Genomic DNA, 19674 nt, shown 5'->3' on the forward strand with positions numbered 1-19674 from the left:
CCCGACCGCGGCCGTGCCGGTGCAGGCACGGTCCGGGGTGCGGCGTGGGGGCCGGTGAACGGCAGGCATCGCGGATCTCTCCACGCGGATCAGCTCATAGAGCCGGGACTACGGGTGCAGCACGTCAGGTGGAGTGGGCGGGCGCCAGGAACAGCGCCGGCAACGCGCCGGCGATCAGTACGCGGCGACCGGCCGGAGCGCCGCCACCTCCGTCCGCGCGTCGCGTTTCTCATGTCTCGTCGACAACGGTCACTTGCTCTGCCAGTCGCCTGGGGCCTATTGCTGTCCAGACCTTTCGGTCGAGGCACGTACGCGGAGTGACGGTCGCGCGCCGAGACAGGCGCCGTACCCCGCGCTCGTCAGCCGCCCCCCGGACGGTGCACTGTGGAAGATGTGGGTTTTCGGCAGCGCCTTGCCGATCTGAGGCAGCCGTGGCAATCGGGCCATGCGCTGCTCGTGATCCCGGTTGTGCTCATCGTGGTGATCACGGTGGTGGACATCCTGGTCCCGGCGGACCGGCCGGGCCCACTTCAGGTTGCCTGCCTGTACCTGGCGGCCGAGGACGAGGACCAGATCGGTGGCGACCTGTATGCCGCCACCCGCACCGAGGACGGGCAGGCGCGATGATCGGCGACGCGAGGGGCAAGGGCCTGGCCGCCATCGGAGAGGCCGCCCTCCTGCTCGGCGCCTTCCGTGAGGCCGCCCACCAGAACACGACTCTGCCCGCGCCGGCCGGCGCGCTGGAGAAGAGCATCAGCCGCTACCTGGCCGACTTCGAACCGGAGGAGGCCGGGGAGCGCTTCGTCACCGCCCTGCTCATGGAGTTCCCCGAGGGGGACCCCGCCACCCGGATGACCGACTGCGGCCACCTGGCACCCCTGCTACTCAGCCCTGGGCACGGCACCTTCTGCTCGTTCGCCGAACGCGCCGCCGGGTGGACCGACAACACTCCCGAGAGCCTTCTCCACCACCTGCGGCGCGATCTGCTCGCCCGCACCGGAGGACGCCTCGACGATGCCGCCCTCATCGCCATCCGCCGCATGCCCACCAGGCACGCGGGCCGCCACCACGGAAAGCCCGTGTTGCGCGCGAGTGAGCCGCGGAGTTGGAATCAGATGTGAAGCTCTTCGGTGGTCCCGCAGAGTCCGTCGCGCCGCTTGCGCCTGGCTCGGCCGCCGGTAAGAAGGGGCTGAAAACCGACGCCCTGGGGCTGCTCTCCGCCGTAGTCATCGGACTGGCTTCCGCCGCCCCGGCGTACAGCCTGGCGGCCACACTCGGCCTCATTGTGGCGGGGGTCGGGCTGCAGGCCCCGATCATCACGATGCTGGCCTTCATCCCCATGCTGCTGATCGCCTACGCCTACAAGGAGCTCAACACGAGCGACGCCGACTGCGGGACGGCCTTCACCTGGGCCACCCGCGCCTTCGGTCCGCGCACGGGCTGGATGGGCGGCTGGGGCATCATCGTCGCCGACGTCATCGTCATGGCGAACCTCGCAGAGATCGCCGGCATCTACGGCTTCCGGCTCCTGGGCTTCGACTCACTCGCGGACAGCAGGATGTGGACCACCGTCGCGGGCGTCATCTGGATCATCGTGACGACCGCGGTCTGCTACGTCGGCATCGAGGTCTCGGCCACCGTTCAGCGCTGGCTGCTGTGCACCGAGGTGGCGATGCTGGTCCTGTTCGCCGTCACGGCCCTGGTCAAGGTCTACGTCAGCCCGCCTCCGACCGCGATCCACGTCTCCGCTTCCTGGTTCAACCCCCTCCACGTGGACTCGGCCAGAGCACTGACCGCCGGCGTCCTCGCCGCCGTCTTCATCTACTGGGGCTGGGACACCGCTGTCACCGTCAACGAGGAGACCGCCGACAGTACGCGCACCCCCGGGCGTGCGGCGGTCATCTCCACCGTGCTGCTGCTGATCGTCTACGGCCTGGTCTCCACCTCGGCGCAAGCGTTCGCCGGAGTCGGCACCGAGGGCATCGGGCTGGGCAACACGAACAACTCCGGGGATGTGCTCTCGGGCCTGGGCAACGCCGTCTTCGGCAGCCAGGGCCCGGGCTGGTTCTTCAGCAAGCTACTGATCTTCATGGTGCTGACCTCCGCGGTCGCCTCCACCCAGACCACGATCCTGCCCCTGGCCCGGACCGTCTTCTCCATGGCCGCACACAAGGCCATCCCCTCCCGCCTCGCCCGGGTCCACCGCAGATTCCTCACCCCGACCTGGTCGACGGTCGGCGTGGGCCTGGTTTCCATCGGCTTCCTCATCCTGTTGACGACGATCAGCCGCAACGTCCTGGCCGACTCCATCGAATCGGTCGGCCTCGCGATCGCGTTCTACTACGGCCTCACCGGTTTCGCCTGTGTCTGGTACTACCGCAAGGTGCTCACCCGCAGCTCCCGGGACTTCCTGTTCAAGGGCCTGCTGCCGGGTCTGGGCGGGTTGATGATGTTCTACTTCTTCTACTACGCCGCCTTCGTCGTCTATGCCGACCCCGACTACGGCGCCACCTCCATCGACCTGCCCTTCATCGGACGGACGGGCGGAGTGACCGTCGTGGGGCTCGGAGCCCTGCTGCTCGGCGTCGTGCTGATGCTGGTCACTACGCGTGGTTACGCCGCTTCCCTCAGGCTCCAACGAAGCCTGCTGCCCCGTAGCCTGCCGCCGCAGACGGCTGTCGAGCCGACGAGCCGCTACGTGCCCGCCGACAGCCGGTCCGGGGTCGGCGGTGACTGGTTCGATCTCATTCCGTTGTCGGGTTCCCGTGTCGGCCTGGTCGTCGGCGAGGTGCTCGGCCACGGATTGCACGCTGCCGTCACCATGGGACGTCTCCGTACGAGCGTCCGCGTCCTCGCCCGGCTGGACTTTCCTCCGGACGAGCTTCTCGCGCACCTGGACGACGTGGTCGGGCAGAACGCCAAGGAACAAGCGAGTGTGCACGGCGGGGACAGCACCGGCTCCGAGGGTGCCGAGGCCCTCGGGGTGACCTGTCTGTACGCGGTGTACGACCCGGTGTCCGGGCTGTGCAGCATGGCGCGTGCGGGCCACTTGCCACCCGCTGTCGTGAGCCCGGACAACGGCGCCGTCACCTATCCGGAACTCCCGCCGGGCCCACCCCTGGGGCTGGGTGGCCGGCCCTTCCAGAGCGCAGAATTCCAGCTACCCGCGGGCAGCCTCATCGCCCTCTTCACCGACGGCCTTGTCCAAGCCCCCGACAATGGCACCGACGTGGGGCTCGGCCTGCTCGCCGGCATTCTCGCCCAGCACCGGCTTCCCCTGGAGGAGCTCTGCGACCGTGCGGTGGCGACGTTGCTGCCCGGGCCCGTGGGCGATGACGCCGCCCTGCTCCTCGTACGCACGCAGATGCTCGATGAGCACCGGACGGCGGTGTGGGAGCTGGACGCCGACCCGGCGACGGTCGGCGACGCCCGTACGGCGACCACGGGCCAACTGGCCGAGTGGGGACTCGAAGACCTGTCGTTCACGACCGAACTAATCGTCAGCGAGCTGGTCACCAATGCCATCCGTCACGCAGCCGGACCGATCCATGTCCGGCTCATCCGCGACCAGAGCCTCATCTGCGAGGTCTCCGACACCGGGCACACCTCACCCCACCTCCGCCACGCCGCCAACGACGACGAGGGCGGCCGCGGCCTTTTCATCGTGGCCCAGATCACCGAGCAGTGGGGAACTCGCTACATGCCCTCCGGCAAGATCATCTGGGCAGAGCAGGCTCTGTCGTGAACGTATGTTCAGCTGTTCAGCAAGCGGGGACCGAGTCCGTCGGAGCGGTCCTTCACGCCCGGGAGGGCGAAGAAGTAGCCGCCGCCGGTGGAGCGTGCATCAAGGGCCCAGCAGGCCGAGGAGTTCCTTGGTGCCGTTGATGTTGGCCTCGGTGGGGGCCGGCCAGGTTCCGCCGCCGTAGTCGGCGGCGCCGGTGAGTTCTTGCTGCAGGGTGTTCTCGAGGATCTCGTGGGTGCGCAGCGGGAGGTCGTTCGGGTCGAAGTCCTGGTGGCAGAAGTCCTTCTTCAGCGCGGCGACGTCGTCGACCAGCTGCTGGGCGTGCGGGGCAAGCGAGGCGGCGTCCGTCCGTTGATCTTCGCGTCGGAGTCGCCGAACGTGAAACGGTGTGCACTTTTCGGGGGAACCCCCATCTGTCCGAGCGGGACAGGGCTGGCGTCCGGCCTTGGCCGAGTGTCCGGCAGTGGTCCGGTGGCGGCCTCATCCCCGGCGCCGCACCCGAGCGGCCCCCGGCACCGGTGCGGGCATCGGGAGCGCCTCGAGTACCAGCACCGCGAGGTCGTCGTCGACCGGCCCGGTGTCGAAGTCGTGCGCCACCTGCCGTACGCGTTCCGCGACGGCCTTGGCGCTCAGCCCCACGCAGCCCCGCAGCAGCTCGGACAGGCCGTCGTCATCGTCCAACTGCCGGTTCCCGCTGCGGCGTTCGGTCACGCCGTCGGTCACACAGAGAAGCGTCTCGCCCGGCACGAGGTCGAAGGAGTTGGCGTGGAACTGGATGCCCTCGCCGATTCCGAGCAGCATCTGCGGGTCCGCTACGGGCGCCACCGAGCCGTCGACGGACAGCCGCAGCGGCAGCGGGTGCCCGGCACTGGCGAGCGTGCAGTGCGCGCCGCCCGCGACCGGGTCGGGCTCCAGCTCACCGTAGAGCAGGCTCAGGAAGCGGGGCCGGGCCTGCTCGCCGCTGAGCGCCACGGACTCAGCGCTCTCCTCCGCCATCGCGACGTTCAGCCTGCCGAGCACTGATGCGACGCCGTGGCCCTCGCGGGCCAGCAGCCGCACCAGGTGCCGGGCCAGGCCGGTGACGGACATCGCCTCCGGGTCGTGGCCGCACACGTCGCCGAGCAGGAAGCCCCAGCGGCCGTCTCCCATCGGGAACAGGTCGTAGAAGTCGCCGCCGACGGTCTGGCCCTGGCCGTGCGGCTCGTAGACGATCGCCGTGTCGACACCCGGGATGCTGGCGAGGAAGGCGGGCAGCTGCCTGCGCTGGAGCGCCCGGCTGATGGTGGTCTGCCGGGTGTACCGGCGGGCCGTGACCACCGCCTGGGCGACACGCCGCGCCACGTCCTCCGCGAGCCGCACGACACCGTCGGTCATCTGCAGCAGTCCCGCCCGGCCGAGCAATAGCACGCCGTGGCAGCGGCTACCCGTGACCAGAGGGAAGGCGATCGCGGAGCCGCCCGCGCCGCCCGTGTCCGGGCCCTTTGGCCAGGGCCAGGGGATACCGGTCGTGCCGAGCCTGGCGGGCGGCGGGTCCTTCTCCAGCACGAGGCGTAGCGCCTCGATGCACCGTTCGTCCGCGTGCCAGACGCAGGAGAGCCGCATCCCGCCGTTCTCGGTGGACAGCCACACGCCGCACCAGTCGGCGAGCCTGGGCACCAGCAGCTGCCCGGCCAGAGCGGCGACCATGTCCTGGTCGAGCTGGCCGGCGAGGAGCTCGCTGACCTCGGCGAGGAACGACGGCCCTCCGCGGTCGACCCACTCGGCGGTGCCGTCGCGGCGGTCGTGCGGCGGGGCGGTCGCGAGGATCTCTTCGGCGTACGGCTCGCGGTGGGACGCCCCGTCGAAGGGGCCGCCGGCAGTCTCGGGCTCCTCGGCCGTGGTCTCCAGCCGGAACCACACGGTCTTCTGGGCGCGCCGGTACGTCACGCCCCACGATTCGGCCCGTGCGCCGACGACCTGGAGTCCGCGGCCGTACCGCTCGCGCCATGCGTCCTTCCCGCCGCGCACCACGCGGGAGGGGTGGCGGTCCGCCACCTCGATGACGACCCCGACAGGCTCGTCCACGTCGAGGGGGGACAAGGCGGGCGGGCCGTGCCCCGCCTCCAGGCGGCAGACGACCTCGATCGTGGTACCGGCGTGCACGACCGCGTTGGTGACGAGCTCGCTGACCAGCAGGAGGGCGTCGTCGACGAGCCGGCCGGTGATCTTCGGTGAGGCGGGAATCGCCGGGTCGGTCCATTCGGCGAGCACGGCGCGTACGAACCCGCGTGCCGCGGAGGCCGCGGAGTCGTCGGCGGGCAGGGTCGTCCGCGAGACGAACTCACGCGGATGGGAGGGCAATGACCCCACGGGCGACTCCATGACGTTTCCAGTGACGATAAACTCCACCTATGTGACGTATTTTACGATAAACCACCTATATGATCCGATTGCTGAGAGTGGGCTGCCATGACACTCGACTCGGCCCCGCCTCCCGCTTCCCCCGCCCCACACTCCCCGGAATCCGTCGACCGGCCGGGCTCCGCCCCGGACGGGCAGTGGGTGCGCACCGCCGAGCTGTGGCCGTTGCTCGGGGCGATGAATTCGTTGCGTGACGGCGATTTCACCGTCCGTGTGGAGGGTGTGTATGAAGGCGTCCTGGCCGAGATGGCGGGGGTGCTCAACCAGATCGGCGCGCGGAACGCGCATCTGGCTGCGGAGCTCCAGCGGGTGCGCCGCGAGGTCGTGCGGCAGGGCAGACTGGACGAGCGGATCGCAGCGAGCCCCGGGCAGGGGGCATGGGCGACGAGCGTGGACGCGACGAACCAGCTCGTGGAGGCGTTGGTGGCTCCGGTCGCGAACGCGACGCGGGTGCTGGACGCGGTCGCGGCCGGTGATCTGACGCAGCGGGTGGATCTGCGCGACGGCAACCGCCAACTCCGCGGTGACCTGCGGCGCCTGGGGCGCGTGGTGAACCGCATGGTCGACCAGCTGTCCCTGTTCACGGGCGAGGTGACCCGGGTCGCACGTGAGGTCGGGACCGAGGGGCGGCTCGGCGGACGGGCCACGGTGCAGGGCCTGTCGGGCGACTGGCGTTACGTCACCGAGGCCGTCAATACCATGGCCGCGCGGTTGACGGCACAGGTGCGCGACATCGCGGTAGTGACGACGGCGGTGGCGCGCGGCGACCTGACCCAGCAGGTGACGGTCGAGGCGACCGGCGAACTGCTGGAGCTGAAGCTCACCGTGAACACGATGGTGGACCAGCTTCGGGCGTTCGCGGACGAGGTCACGCGCGTCGCCCGCGAGGTCGGCACGGAAGGGCAACTGGGCGGACGTGCTCAGGTGCCCGGCGTATCCGGGGTGTGGAAGGACCTCACCGACAACGTCAACTTCATGGCCTCGAACCTCACCTCGCAGGTCCGCAACATCGCCCAGGTGACCACTGCCGTCGCCAACGGCGATCTCAGCCAGAAGATCACCGTGGACGCAAGGGGCGAGATCCTGCAGCTCAAGAGCACCGTGAACACCATGGTCGACCAGCTGTTGGCGTTCGCGGACGAGGTCACGCGCGTCGCCCGCGAGGTCGGCACCGAGGGGCGGCTCGGCGGACGCGCGCAGGTCCGCGGTGTCTCCGGGGTGTGGAAGGACCTCACCGACAACGTCAACTTCATGGCCGACAACCTGACCTCCCAGGTCCGCAACATCGCCCAGGTCGCCACCGCCGTCGCACAGGGCGACCTCGGCAAGACGATCACGGTGGAGGCGAAGGGCGAGATCCTGGAGCTTAAATCGACGATCAACACGATGGTCGACCAGCTCTCGGCGTTCGCGGACGAGGTCACGCGCGTCGCCCGCGAGGTCGGCACCGAGGGGAACCTGGGCGGCCAGGCGCAGGTCCGTGGTGTCTCCGGGGTGTGGAAGGACCTCACCGACAACGTCAACTTCATGGCGCTGAACCTCACTTCGCAGGTCCGCAACATCGCGCAGGTGACCACGGCCGTCGCGAACGGCGACCTGTCGAAGAAGATCGATGTCGACGCCCGCGGCGAGATCCTGGAACTGAAGGACACCGTCAACACGATGGTCCAGCAGCTGAGGGCCTTCGCGGACGAGGTCACGCGCGTCGCCCGCGAGGTCGGCACCGAGGGGCGGCTCGGCGGACGCGCGCAGGTCCGCGGTGTCTCCGGGGTGTGGAAGGACCTCACCGACAACGTCAACTTCATGGCCGACAACCTGACCTCGCAGGTCCGCAACATCGCCCAGGTCGCCACCTCCGTCGCGCAGGGCGACCTGTCGAAGAAGATCGATGTCGACGCCCGCGGCGAGATCCTGGAGCTGAAGACCACCATCAACACGATGGTCGACACGCTCTCCTCGTTCTCCTCCGAGGTCACCCGTGTCGCCCGCGAGGTCGGCAGCGAGGGGCAACTGGGCGGCCAGGCCCGCGTCGAGGGCGTCTACGGAACGTGGAAGCGGCTGACCACCAACGTCAACGAACTTGCCTCCAACCTCACCACCCAGGTCCGCGCGATCGCCGAGGTCGCCAGCGCTGTCACCCAGGGCGACATGTCCCGCGCCATCTCGGTCGAGGCACAGGGCGAGGTCGCCGAGCTGAAGAACAACGTCAACCTCATGGTGGCCAACCTCCGCGAGACCACCCGCGCCAAGGACTGGCTGGAGTCCAACCTCGCCCGCATCGCCGGCCTCATGCAGGGCCACCGCGATCTCGTCGAGGTCGCCGACCTGATCCTGCGCGAGCTGACACCCCTGGTGAACGCGCAGTTCGGGGCGTTCTTCCTGACCGAGGCGGCCGCCAGGCCGGGCGAGGGGCTTCAGTTCATCGCCGGCTACGGTACCGACGCGGCCAGCGGGAGCGGCCCGCTGCTCGACTCCGGGACCCCGGGCCGCGGGCTGATCACCCAGGCCGCCCTGGAGAAGAAGCGCATCCTCATCGCGGACGTCCCCGCGGACTACATCACCATCAACTCCGGGCTCGGCGCCGCACTCCCGGCCAACGTCGTCATCCTGCCGATCCTCTTCGAGGACCAGGTACTCGGAGTGATCGAGCTGGCCTCGTTCAGTAAATTCAGCGACGTACACCTCGCCTTCATCGACCAGTTCGTCACCACCATCGGCGTCTCCATCAACACCATCATCGCCAACTCCCGCACTGAGTCCCTGCTCTCGGAGTCCCAACGCCTCACCACCGAGCTGCGCAAGCGCTCGGACGAGCTTCAGCGGTCCAATGCCGCGCTGGAGGAGAAGGCCGCCCTGCTCGCCACCTCCTCGCAGTACAAGTCCGAGTTCCTGGCCAACATGTCGCACGAGCTGCGCACCCCCCTCAACTCGCTGCTGATCCTGGCGCAGTTGCTCGCCGACAACCCGGACGACAGGCTGTCCGACCAGGAGGTGCAGTTCGCGGCCACCATCCACCGTGCAGGCTCCGACCTGCTCCAGCTGATCAACGACATCCTCGACCTGTCGAAGATCGAGGCGGGCCGGATGGATGTGCGCCCGAAGGCCTTGCCGCTGGTCAAGCTGCTGGAATACGTGCAGGCCACGTTCCGCCCGCTGACCCTCGACAAAGGCCTGACCTTCGAGGTCACGGTCGGCGAGAACGTGCCGAGTGAGCTGCTCTCGGACGAGCAGCGTCTCCAGCAGATCCTGCGCAACCTGCTGTCCAACGCGGTGAAGTTCACCTCGTCCGGCGGCGTGGAACTGCGCGTCGAGCGCGTGCCGGGAAGGAAGTTCGAGGACCAGGTGCTGCGGAACGCCGAGACCGTCATCGCGTTCTCGGTCAAGGACACCGGCATCGGCATCCCGCCCGAGAAACTATCGGTGATCTTCGACGCGTTCCAACAGACCGACGGCACTACCAGCCGCAAGTACGGGGGCACCGGGCTCGGGCTGTCCATCAGCCGCGAGATCGCCGGGCTGCTCGGCGGCCGGATCGTCGCCGAGAGCGAACTGGGCGTCGGATCCCTCTTCACCCTCTACGTTCCCTCACGCCACCCCGGCGTCCCTCCCGAGCCCGACCCGGCGGCGCCGCGGACCACGGGCGCCACCACCCCCGCTGCGCTCCTCGGACAGGCCGGACCGTCGCCGTCCGCTGCCGACTACGCGCCGAGCGGCGTCTTCGGCAGCGCGGACAGTCTGATCGGCAGGGGAACTCCGGAGGGCGCCGACGGCCGCGACGACGCCTGGCCGGAGACGACACGGCTCAAGGAGTGGCTGAGCGGGCGCCCCGGCCGCGTGCTGGCAGGGCGCCACATCCTCATCGTCGACGACGACATCCGGAACGTCTTCGCGCTCACCCATGTGCTGGGCCGCGTCGGCATCACCGTGAAGTACGCCGAGAACGGCCGCGAAGGCATCGAGGTCCTCGACCGGTGTCCCGACATGTCGCTGGTCCTGATGGACATCATGATGCCGGAAATGGACGGATATGAGGCCATCCAGGTCATCCGGCACACGCCCCACCTCGCCGACTTGCCGATCATCGCGCTCACCGCCAAGGCCATGCCGGGCGACCGCGAGAAGGCGATCGACAGCGGCGCCTCCGACTACGTCCCCAAGCCCGTGGACGTGGACCGCCTGCTGACGGTCATCTGCGACCTCCTCGACCCGCAGGACGCCCTCCCGGCACCGGAGCCAAGAACCGCGGAAGAACCACACACCGTCGAGCAGGACGAAAAAATCCCGCCGAGGCGGAAGCCATGAGCCCGACCACACCCGAGAAGGCCAACATCCTCATCGTCGACGACATGGAGGAGAACCTGGTAGCGCTGGAGGCCGTACTCGGCTCACTCGACCAGCGGCTGGTACGCGCCCGCTCCGGAGAGGAGGCCCTCAAGGCGATGCTGCGCCAGGAGTTCGCGGTCGTGCTGCTCGATGTTCTGATGCCCGGCATGGACGGCTTCGAGACCGCCGCCAGCATCAAGCGCCTGGACCAGACCAAGGACGTTCCCATCATCCTGCTGACCGGAACCGACGCTGACACGGACTACATCTACCGGGGATACGCGATCGGAGCCGCCGACTTCCTGACCAAACCCTTCGACCCGTGGCTGCTGCGCACGAAGGTCAACGTCTTCCTGGACCTGCACCGCAAGAACCGCCAGCTCGCCGCACAAGCGGAGCAGCTGCGGCGGCTGCTGGTCGGCGAGAGGACGCCCGCGGAATCGACGGGACCAGTGGGATCCTCAGAGTCGGCGGAATCCACGGGAGATGCCCTTGACAAGCCGAGAGGAGGGACCACGGGCACCGGTGCGGTGGCGGACGGCGGCGAGCGGCTGGCGGAGATCACCGAGCGGCTCGCCCAGATCGAGCTGCAACTGCGCGACGCCGAAGGAACCCAGTCGGCCGAGCTCGCCGACCGCATCGCCGAACTGGAACGTGCCGTCGGCAGCCTGAGGGTGGGCCGGGACACCTAACCCGCGTATGCACGTACCTGACGGGGCCTCGCCGGCGATCACGGTCCCACCCCGGCCGGCTGCCGCGCAGGTCGGGCGCGTCGGCTTTGCGGGCGGGTCCCGCACGATCCGTGGGCGGAGGGGCATGCCCGTTCCGCCTGGGGCTGCTGGGACCCATGAGGGTCTTGTTGTGAATGTGGCGCGGTTGGCCGTCCTTCTACGACCCGAAGGACTCCGACGCGGTCGAGCTGATCGCGGACCGCTCCCACGGGATGGTCCGCACGGAGGTGCGGTGCGCCCGCTGCGGATCGCACCTCGGCCATGTCTTCGAGGGTGAGGGTTACCAGACGCCGACCGACCAGCGGTACTGCATCAACAGCATCTCCCTGCGGTTGGCTCCGGACGAGGGCTGAGGTTCACAGCACCTCGCGGTGGACGAGGGCCGAGAGGACGAGGGCGCCCGGGAGCAGGGGGATCCAGACGGTCAGGACGCGGTAGCCGATGACGGTCGCCGTGGCCAGGGACACGGGGGCGCCGTACGCGGCCATGGTGAGGACCATGGCCGCGTCGACCGGGCCGATGCCGCCCGGGGCGGGCACCGCGCCGACGGCGGTACTGGCGAGCAGCAGCGCGAGGACCACCTGGGCCCAGGACAGCGGCAGCCCGAGCGAGAACCCGACCGAGGCGATCACGCTCCCCTGGAGCACCGGGGCGACGGCCGACCCGCCCCACAGGGCGAGGACGCGGCTCGGCCGGGTGTGCAGGGTCCGCGCCTCGGTCAGGGCGGTGCGTACGAAGCCGAGCGCCGGGCGGCGCAGTGGGCGTACGACCGTCAGGAGCAGGGCGGCGGTGGCGAGACCGAGCACCGCGGCCCCGGCGGCCATGAGCAACGTCCAGGTGTCCGGGGTGAGGTCGCCGAGCCGTAGCGCGTCCGGGAAGGCCACCAGGAAGACGACGAGCACCACCGTCTTCGCCAGCGGCTTGACCAGTGAGTACAGGGCGAGCGAGGCGGTGGCTCGGGCCAGGGGTATGCCGCGGCGCTGGAGGAAGCGCAGGGTGACGGCGTGGGCGCCGATGCTCGCCGGAAGGATGTGGTTGGCGGCGCCCGCGGCGAACTGCGAGGCGAGCAGCGGCCCGGGCGGCAGCCGTTCGGGCAGGGCGCCTTGCCGGACGCACGCGGCGGCCACCCAGCCCAGGCAGGTGAAGAAGACCCCGGCCAGCAGCCACCGGGGATCGGCGGCGGCCAGCCGGGCGGCCCCCTCGCTCACCGCGCGCCAGTCGACCGCCGCCCACGTCCCGATCGCCAGGAGCGGCAGCAGGGTCAGCGTCACACGGGTGAGGCGGGTCAGGCGGGCGGCGGCGGGGGACCGGACGGGGGCGGGGCGCGCTACGGGGAGATCGTCGAGCGGGAGCGGGGACACGGCGCACATCGTCCTTCCACGTCACGTCCGCGGTACCGGCGGACGGACACAAGAAGAGGCTTGAGCGGAGGGGGACGATGGGAACGTTCCCGCTCGGTGTGACGGCGCGGTGTCCGGGAGGGGAAGGGGCACCAGCGGCTGGGCGACGCGGCCGGGCTCGTCGTCCTGTGGGGCAGGGCGGTTGGCGCTCCCGTCGACGAACGGTAGAAAGAGGGGGCGCACTCGGAACGCACCCGCCGAGTGAGATGGACGGGACGGACGAGACAACGGAGGCCCCTCATGACGACTCTGCCCGATCGGCCGAACACCGCGCTGCTCGTCATCGACGTCCAGAACGGGGTGGTGGCGGGCGCGCACCGGCGCGACGAGGTGGTCGCGAACATCGACACCCTGGTCGGCAGGGCTCGCGCGCAGGACGTGCCGGTGGTGTGGGTGCAGCACTCGGACGACCAGCTCAAGCGCGACAGCGAGAGCTGGCAGTACGTGCCGGAACTGGTCCGCCGCGATGCCGAGCCCCTCGTCCACAAGAACTACGGCGACTCGTTCGAGGACACCGACCTCGAGGCGCTGCTCGCCGAGCGCGGGGTGGGCCGGCTCGTCGTCACGGGCGCGCAGACCGACATGTGCATCCGTGCCACCCTGCACGGGGCGTTCGTACGCGGGTACGACGTGACGTTGGTCGGTGACGCGCACACGACGGAGGACCTCAGCGCGTACGGCGCGCCGCCGCCGGAGCAGGTGATCGCGCACACCAACCTCTACTGGAAGTGGGAGAGCGCACCCGGGCGGCGCGGAGGCACCGTCGGCACGGCGGACGTGTCCTTCGCGGCGGTCGTCGAGGACTGAGCCGTTCTGATCTGATCTGATCGGCGACCACCGGCGGCCGGCGCTCCTCAGCCGTTCGCCCGCGCGGCCCGTTCGACGGCGTGGCCGAGGGAGAACAGGCCTTCCAGGCGGTCCGGGTGGCCCACGAGTTGGAGGCCCAGAGGCATGCCCTGGGCGTCCCGGTGGCCCGGTACGGTCACGGCCGGGAGGCCGAGGAGCTGCCAGGGGCGGCTCAGGACGGGCGACCCGGTGGCCGTCAGGCCCTTCGGGGCGGCACCCGGGGCGGCCGGGCCGAGCACGGCGTCCACGTCGCAGAGCAGTGCCAGCATCACGGAGCGCTCCCGTCGCGCGACGGACCGCGCGTGCTCGTAGTCCCCGGTGGTGAGGGAACGGCCGTGCGCCAGGAGTTCGTTCAGCGGTGCGCTCAGCCGGTCCGGGTGGGTGCTCTCCTCGGCCAGCGTCCGCGCGGCCTCGTACGCCATCACCGTGACGTGTGCCTCGACGAGGCGGGGAGTGAGGGCGGGCCAGTCGACGTCCACGAGCACGGCGCCGTTCGCCACGGCGTCCTCGACGCTCCGGACCAGAGCCGCCCGCATGTCCGTTGAGATCTCGGCCAGTTCGTCGCCCGACCACACCGCCAGCCGCGGTCGCGTCGGCGGTTCCGGAGGGCCGGGTAGCCGGTCCGCGCCGGTCAACGCCCCGTGAGCGAGCCGGAGATCGGCCACCGTCGGAGTCAGCAGCCCGACCGCGTCGAGGCCGGGGGCCAGGCCCACGAATCCCGTCGTGTCGAGGGGACCCCCGGCCGGCGCCACGAAGCCCGCGACCCCGCAGTACGACGCCGGCCGGGTGAGTGAGCCCGCGGTCTGGCTGCCGAGAGCCAGCGGGACGACCCCGGCGGCGACGGCGGCCGCGGAGCCGCTGGAGGAACCACCGGGCGTGTGGGCGAGGTTGTGCGGGTTCCTCGTGGGGCCGGGGGCGAAGTACGCGAACTCGGTGGTGACCGTCTTGCCGAGGGGAATCGCGCCGAGCCGCCGCAGGCGCGCGACCAGCGGGGCGTCGGCCTCGGCGATCCTGCCCCGGCGCAGCGGCGATCCGCACTCGGTGGGCAGACCGGCGACGTCGATGATGTCCTTGACCCCGACGGGGACGCCACGCAGCGGGCCGCCCGACGGCACGGCATCCAGCTCCCGGGCGGAGCTCAGCGCTCCGTCCCGGTCCACCCGTACCCACGCCCGTACGTCGGACTCCGTACGGTCGAGTCGCTCCAGCGCGCCCGCGATCACCTCGGCCGCGCTCAGCTCGCCCCGGGCCACGCCCGCCGTCAGGGCCGACAGCGTCCTCATCCAGCGGTCCTCATTCGGTGGTCCTCATCCGGCGGTCCTCACTCAGCGCGGTGCGAGGGACGCGAAGGCCTCGTCGATCAGATCGTCGAGGTCGAGGGTGCCGTCGGAGGCGGTCCAGTGGTCGACGGCGATGTTCAGACAGTCGACCGCGGCGGCGGCCCGCACCAGCGGGCCCAGGGCCGAGGGCCGCGAGGGGGCCGCGCGCTCGGCGAGGGCCTCGGCGATGACCGGGCGCCAGCCGTTCTGCTTCTCCATGCTGCGCGTGCACAGCGCGGGGGTCTTCATGATCAGACGGGACAGCGCGAGCGCGCCGATCGGGTCCTGCCGGTGGTGCTCGACGACCGTGTCCAGGGCGTGTCGCAGCGCCGTCCAGTCGTCCTCGCCGGCCGGGCGGGCACGCAGCGCGTCGGCGATCCGCCCGCCCTGGGCGTCCACCGCGTCGAGGACGGCGTCCTCCTTGGTGCCGAAGTAGCGCAGGAAGGTGCTCCGGGACACCCCGGCCGCCGCGGCCAGGTCGTTGACGGTGACGTTCTCGAAGCCCTCGCGTCGGAACAGCTCGAAGGCCACCTGGGCCAACTCGGCCCGGACGGCGGCCCGTGCGATGTCCCTCGTGCTCGTACGCGCTGCTCCGTTCACCTCGGGATCGTACCGCTCACCCGCTCCCCGCTCGCCATAGTGAATCACGGACGCTAGTGTGACACTGAGTTTCATGATTGACATATAGATTCACGTTTGATCGATCTGTTTCACATCACATCAGCGGGAGAACCCACCGTGACGAAGACCCTTGGACTCATCGGCAGCGGCATGATCGGCGGCGGGCTGGCCCGCCTCGCCGTGGCGGCCGGACTGGACGTCGTACTCAGCAACTCGCGCGGACCGCAGACACTCGCCGGCCTCGTCGCCGAACTCGGCGGGCACGCCCGCGCGGCCACCCCCGAGGAGGCCGCCCGCGCCGGTGACCTGGTGGTGGCGACCGTGCCGCTGAAGGCCTACGACCGGCTGCCCGCGGCGGCTCTCGCGGGCAAGGTCGTGATCGACACCATGAACTACTACCCCGACCGCGACGGCCGCATCGCCGAGCTGGACGCGGGCGGGCCGACCTCCAGCGCCCTGATCCAGCGCCACCTGGCCGACTCCCGGGTGGTCAAGGCGTTCAACAGCATCGACTTCCGGCGCCTGTCCGTCTCCGCCCGGCCCTCCGGCGCCCCCGACCGCAGCGCCCTGCCCCTCGCCGGTGACGACGCGGCCGCCAAGGCGCAGGTGGCGGAGCTGCTGGACGTCCTCGGGTACGACGCCGTGGACATCGGCACGCTCGCCGACAGCTGGCGCAGTGAGCCGGGCACCCCGGTCTACGTGCAGCCCTACCTCGCGGCGCAGCCCGAGGGGCTGAGCCAGGAGGAGGCGCAGCGCTGGTTCTTCGAGACCCCGGGCGTTCCGGTGCCCGCCGACCGGGTCAAGGAGCTGACCGACGCGGCCGTACGGCGACCGGCGGGCGAAGCCCCGGCCACCCTGGCCCGGGACTGAGTGACGGAAGGGAACGGAAAGGAGGGGCGGGCCACCGGTGGGGGATGAACGGTGGCCCGCCCCTGCCGGGGTGGATGGCTGGATCAGCCGACGTCGGAGGCGTCCAGGCGGTACAGGCCGCCGGTGCTCGACGTGGAGGACGTGGTGGACGTGGAAGAAGAGGTGGTCGAGGACGAACCGGAGCTGTACGCCGAGGACTTGACGGCCGTGCCGTGCGCCTTGACCCAGGTGGCGATCTCGGAGTTCGTGCCCTGTCCGCCGTCGCTGTTGACGATGATGTAGTGCAGCTTGCCGGACTTCACCAGGCTCTTGAGTTTGGCGAGGGTCATGGCGTTGTCGCTGCCGGACCAGCCGCCCATGGAGATGACGGGCTGTCCGGACTCCAGGATGATCGAGGACGCCGTCTGGTCGGTGGCCACGGCCAGCAGCCAGGTGGCCCCGTCCTGATGCTTCTTCAGGTACGTGATCATCGCGGACGACACCTGCGTGCCGCCTCCGCCCATCTGACCACCGCCGGCCTGGCCACCGCCTGTCCGGTCACTGCCCGTCCCACTGTCCTCCGTCTCGCTGCCGCTCGGCCGGGTGTCGGTGCCCGAAGGCGCGGAGCCGCCGCCCGACGGGGGTGCACCCATGGACCGGCCGCCGGTACCACTCGTACGACTCGAACCGCTCGCGCCGCCCGGACCCCCGCCCATGCCACCCATGCCGCCACCGGTGCTGGGGCCGGCCGTGGGGTTGGTGCCGTTCGTGGCGGAGGTGGCCGCCGAGACCGAGTACGCGGCGGGGCCGGCCAGCAGGGCGACGACCGCGGCCAGCGCGGCGAAGCCGATGAGCCCCTCGCGCCGCGTGAAGCGTCCGGCGAGCAGGCCGAGCACCGCGACCGTGCCCGCGACGCCGACGACGATCTCCGCGACGGTGTACAGCGTGCCGGAGCCCGAGACCCGCTGGAGCAGCACGATCGCCCAGGCCGCACTGGCCGCGACGGCGGCAGGCAGGACCCAGCCCCTCCCCCAAGCTCTCGACTCCGCTCGAGCAGGGGGCGCCCCCATCGCCGCCGAGCCCTCGCGGAAGGCCCGGTACAGGGTCACGCCGCCCGCACCGGCCAGGGCCGCGATGCCGGGGGCCATGGCGGTGACGTAGTAGGGGTGGAAGGTGCCCTCCGCGAGGGCGAAGGTCAGGTAGTGCAGGACGAACCAGCCGCCCCAGAGCATGAGCGCCGCACGCCTGGCGTCGGTGCGCGGGGCTCGGCCGCGCAGGATCAGACCCGCGATCAGGGCGATGGTCGCGAAGGGGATGAGCCAGGAGATCTGGCCGCCCATGATCTCGTTGAACAGCCGGTGGACGCCCGCGCTGCCACCGAAGCTCGCACCGTTGCCCGCCGAGCCGACCGAGGAGCTGGCGCCGAAGATACGGCCGAAGCCGTTGTAGCCGATGACCAGGTCCCAGACCGTGTTGTCGGTCGAACCGCCGATGTAGGGGCGGGAGGAGACGGGGATCAGGTCGACGACCACCATCCACCAGGCGCTGGAGACGACCAGGGCCACCGTGGCGACGGCGAGGTGACGGATGCGGCGGCCCAGCGAGCCGTGCGCGGCCCAGAGGTACACCAGGAAGAAGGCCGGCAGGACGACGTACGCCTGCATCATCTTGGTGTTGAACGCGAAGCCGATCGCGACGGCGGACCAGACGAGCGGCATCAGCCGGCCGGTGCGGACGGCCTTGAGGAGACCCGCCGCGCCGAGCAGCATCAGGAAGACCAGGATCGGGTCCGGGTTGGTGTCCCGGTTGATGGCGACGGTGATCGGGGTCAGCGCGAGTGCCGACGCGGCGACGGTCGCCGCCACCGGGCCGAAGTCGCGCTTGACCATGCGGTGGAGCAGGGCCACGGAGCCGGTGCCCACCGCGACCATCGGCAGCGCCAACTGCCAGGTGCCGAAGCCGAAGGCGCGGGCGGACAGCCCCATCACCCACAGGGCGAACGGCGGTTTGTCGACCGTGATGAAGCTGCCGGAGTCCAGCGCGCCGAAGAAGAACGCCTTCCAGCTCTTGGTGCCGCTGTAGACGGCCGCGTTGTAGAAGCTGTTGCCGCTGATGGAGGTGATGTTCCAGGCGTACAGGGCCGTCGCCGCGAGCAGGATCGCCCACAGCGCGGGGCGCGTCCAGCGGGGGTCCTCTGCGGGGCCGGTGAAGAGCCTTCGGCCACGGGCGACGAAGCCGCCGTCGGCGGGCGGTGCCACCCGGTGTCCGCTGCTCGGTGAGGACGTGGGTGGTGGGGCGAGAGTCGTCATGACGCGGGCTCCAAGCGGGGAGAGGGAGTGCGACGCGGGCGGAAGGCCCGGAGCCGCATCAGGGCGAAGCGGGTGCGGTGGCGCCGAGGTCGGCGCCGACCGTGGTGATCAGGGGCGTCAGGCCGACGAGGGCGCTGCCCACCGCGGCGACGGCGACGGGGAGGCGCGGCACCTGTCGCGCGCCGCGGCCGCGCGGCCCGCTCACGCCGCTCTCGCCCGGGCGGGCAGGGCGGCGGCTCCCGTGGGGGGCGACGTGCGCTCGGCGCCCGCGCGAGCCTCGCCCCCATCGGGGCCGGGCTCCACGGAGGCGGACCCGTGGGTGGCGGACGGCACGTGCGCTGTACCGGACCGGGGCGGTAGTGCGACGCGGGTGCGGCCGGTCAGGATCCGGCGTTGCATCCGGCCCATGCCCTTGAGGTCGTCGAGGGCGGTGGCGACGATGTCGACCCGGCTGTCGGGGTCGTCGACCCAGTCCACCGGCACCTCGTGGATACGCAGCCGGTTGCGCTCGGCCAGCACCAGCAACTCGGTGTCGAAGAACCAGGTGTTGTCCTCGATGTGCGGGGCGAGCGCCCGGAAGACCTCGGTGCGTACCGCCTTGAAGCCGCACTGCGCGTCCGAGAAGCGGGCCGCGAGCCCCAGCTTCAGCAGCAGGTTGTAGGAGCGGGAGATGAACTCCCGCTTCGGTCCGCGCACCACCGCCGCCTGGGGGTGCAGCCGACTGCCGATGGCCAGGTCACTGTGACCGGACAGCAGGGGCGCGACCAGCGGGAGGAAGCCGTCGAGTCCGGTCGACAGGTCGACGTCCATGTACGCGACCACGTCCGCCTCGGACCTGCTCCACACGTACTTCAGCGCGCGGCCCCGGCCCTTGGCCTCCAGGTGGACGGCATGGACGTGCGGAAGACGGGCCGTCAGACCGGTCGCCGCCTGCCAGGTGGCGTCCGTGCTCGCGTTGTCCGCGACGGTGATCCGGAACGGGAACGGGAAAGAGGCTTCGAGGTAGGCGTGGAGGCGGCCGATGCTGTCGCCGAGGACGTGTGCCTCGTTGTGGACCGGCACCACGATCTCGACCGACCGCTGCCGGACGCCTCCCGCGTTCGTTTCGTTCATGGCCCCGACGATCCGGGCCGG

At 70.7% G+C, this 19674-nt stretch carries 14 protein-coding genes and 1 pseudogene; 8 read left to right on the forward strand and 7 right to left on the reverse strand.

Features of this window, described 5'->3' with window-relative positions:
- Positions 1 to 384 precede the first annotated feature (384 nt).
- Genes FNV62_RS56015 through FNV62_RS37940 form a run of 3 tightly spaced genes read left to right on the forward strand, consistent with a single transcriptional unit; the run spans position 385 to position 3745 of the window.
- Positions 385 to 627, forward strand: coding sequence for a hypothetical protein (locus FNV62_RS56015; RefSeq protein WP_225900498.1), 243 nt, complete (start codon positions 385 to 387; stop codon positions 625 to 627).
- Positions 624 to 1121: a SpoIIE family protein phosphatase gene (locus FNV62_RS37935; RefSeq protein ID WP_225900499.1), complete on the forward strand. Its 498-nt coding sequence runs from the start codon at positions 624 to 626 to the stop codon at positions 1119 to 1121. Before FNV62_RS56015 ends, FNV62_RS37935 begins: the two co-directional genes overlap by 4 nt.
- Positions 1118 to 3745, forward strand: coding sequence for a SpoIIE family protein phosphatase (locus FNV62_RS37940; RefSeq protein ID WP_144315841.1), 2628 nt, complete (start codon positions 1118 to 1120; stop codon positions 3743 to 3745). The genes FNV62_RS37935 and FNV62_RS37940 overlap by 4 nt, the downstream gene beginning before the upstream one ends.
- Positions 3746 to 4222: 477 nt before the next feature.
- Here FNV62_RS37940 and FNV62_RS37945 read toward each other — a convergent pair whose 3' ends face one another.
- Entirely contained in the window at positions 4223 to 6103 is a 1881-nt protein-coding gene (locus tag FNV62_RS37945; protein ID WP_144315842.1) for a SpoIIE family protein phosphatase, read from the reverse strand.
- Between the two features lie 87 nt (positions 6104 to 6190).
- On the opposite strand from FNV62_RS37945, the gene FNV62_RS37950 reads away from it, so the two are divergent.
- From FNV62_RS37950 to FNV62_RS37960, 3 genes and pseudogenes are all read left to right on the forward strand, one after another.
- Positions 6191 to 10444 carry a HAMP domain-containing protein gene (locus tag FNV62_RS37950; RefSeq protein ID WP_143603204.1) on the forward strand — a complete coding sequence of 1418 codons (4254 nt, stop codon included), beginning with the start codon at positions 6191 to 6193 and terminating at the stop codon, positions 10442 to 10444.
- Positions 10441 to 11157 (forward strand): two-component system response regulator, encoded by a 717-nt coding sequence (locus FNV62_RS37955; RefSeq protein WP_097286616.1) that lies wholly within the window; start codon positions 10441 to 10443, stop codon positions 11155 to 11157. Before FNV62_RS37950 ends, FNV62_RS37955 begins: the two co-directional genes overlap by 4 nt.
- A gap of 182 nt (positions 11158 to 11339) precedes the next feature.
- A pseudogene (locus tag FNV62_RS37960) lies at positions 11340 to 11549 on the forward strand (peptide-methionine (R)-S-oxide reductase); the annotation flags it as partial.
- 3 nt (positions 11550 to 11552) lie between these two features.
- Here the strand turns inward: FNV62_RS37960 and FNV62_RS37965 are convergent.
- On the reverse strand, positions 11553 to 12557 hold the full coding sequence (locus FNV62_RS37965; protein WP_225900501.1) for a lysylphosphatidylglycerol synthase transmembrane domain-containing protein: 1005 nt from the start codon (positions 12555 to 12557) through the stop codon (positions 11553 to 11555).
- A gap of 279 nt (positions 12558 to 12836) precedes the next feature.
- Here FNV62_RS37965 and FNV62_RS37970 point away from each other — a divergent pair, with 279 nt between their 5' ends.
- Entirely contained in the window at positions 12837 to 13403 is a 567-nt protein-coding gene (locus FNV62_RS37970) for a cysteine hydrolase family protein (protein WP_099920170.1), read from the forward strand.
- A gap of 47 nt (positions 13404 to 13450) precedes the next feature.
- On the opposite strand, the gene FNV62_RS37975 is transcribed toward FNV62_RS37970, so the two are convergent.
- Positions 13451 to 14725 (reverse strand): amidase, encoded by a 1275-nt coding sequence (locus FNV62_RS37975; protein ID WP_144315843.1) that lies wholly within the window; start codon positions 14723 to 14725, stop codon positions 13451 to 13453.
- 42 nt (positions 14726 to 14767) lie between these two features.
- Positions 14768 to 15361: a TetR/AcrR family transcriptional regulator gene (locus tag FNV62_RS37980; RefSeq protein WP_225900502.1), complete on the reverse strand. Its 594-nt coding sequence runs from the start codon at positions 15359 to 15361 to the stop codon at positions 14768 to 14770.
- Between the two features lie 138 nt (positions 15362 to 15499).
- On the opposite strand from FNV62_RS37980, the gene FNV62_RS37985 reads away from it, so the two are divergent.
- Complete coding sequence (locus FNV62_RS37985; RefSeq protein WP_144315845.1) at positions 15500 to 16252, forward strand: NADPH-dependent F420 reductase; 753 nt, start codon at positions 15500 to 15502, stop codon at positions 16250 to 16252.
- Between the two features lie 83 nt (positions 16253 to 16335).
- On the opposite strand, the gene FNV62_RS37990 is transcribed toward FNV62_RS37985, so the two are convergent.
- Genes FNV62_RS37990 through FNV62_RS38000 form a run of 3 tightly spaced genes read right to left on the reverse strand, consistent with a single transcriptional unit; the run spans position 16336 to position 19653 of the window.
- On the reverse strand, positions 16336 to 18540 hold the full coding sequence (locus FNV62_RS37990; RefSeq protein WP_144315846.1) for an ArnT family glycosyltransferase: 2205 nt from the start codon (positions 18538 to 18540) through the stop codon (positions 16336 to 16338).
- A gap of 58 nt (positions 18541 to 18598) precedes the next feature.
- Positions 18599 to 18745 carry a hypothetical protein gene (locus tag FNV62_RS37995; RefSeq protein ID WP_164331828.1) on the reverse strand — a complete coding sequence of 49 codons (147 nt, stop codon included), beginning with the start codon at positions 18743 to 18745 and terminating at the stop codon, positions 18599 to 18601.
- Positions 18742 to 19653 (reverse strand): dolichyl-phosphate beta-glucosyltransferase, encoded by a 912-nt coding sequence (locus tag FNV62_RS38000; protein WP_144315847.1) that lies wholly within the window; start codon positions 19651 to 19653, stop codon positions 18742 to 18744. Before FNV62_RS38000 ends, FNV62_RS37995 begins: the two co-directional genes overlap by 4 nt.
- Between the last annotated feature and the right edge of the window lie 21 nt (positions 19654 to 19674).

The organism is Streptomyces sp. RLB3-17 (genome assembly GCF_007113425.2).
Classification (GTDB): Bacteria; Actinomycetota; Actinomycetes; order Streptomycetales; family Streptomycetaceae; genus Streptomyces; species Streptomyces mirabilis_D.

Coding starts and splice junctions, on each gene's coding strand:
- FNV62_RS37975 (WP_144315843.1), bottom strand. CDS start 14,725: ATGAGGACGCTGTCGGCCCTGACGGCGGGCGTGGCCCGGGGCGAGCTG.
- FNV62_RS37990 (WP_144315846.1), bottom strand. CDS start 18,540: ATGACGACTCTCGCCCCACCACCCACGTCCTCACCGAGCAGCGGACAC.
- FNV62_RS37935 (WP_225900499.1), top strand. CDS start 624: ATGATCGGCGACGCGAGGGGCAAGGGCCTGGCCGCCATCGGAGAGGCC.
- FNV62_RS38000 (WP_144315847.1), bottom strand. CDS start 19,653: ATGAACGAAACGAACGCGGGAGGCGTCCGGCAGCGGTCGGTCGAGATC.
- FNV62_RS37970 (WP_099920170.1), top strand. CDS start 12,837: ATGACGACTCTGCCCGATCGGCCGAACACCGCGCTGCTCGTCATCGAC.
- FNV62_RS37950 (WP_143603204.1), top strand. CDS start 6,191: ATGACACTCGACTCGGCCCCGCCTCCCGCTTCCCCCGCCCCACACTCC.
- FNV62_RS37945 (WP_144315842.1), bottom strand. CDS start 6,103: ATGGAGTCGCCCGTGGGGTCATTGCCCTCCCATCCGCGTGAGTTCGTC.
- FNV62_RS37955 (WP_097286616.1), top strand. CDS start 10,441: ATGAGCCCGACCACACCCGAGAAGGCCAACATCCTCATCGTCGACGAC.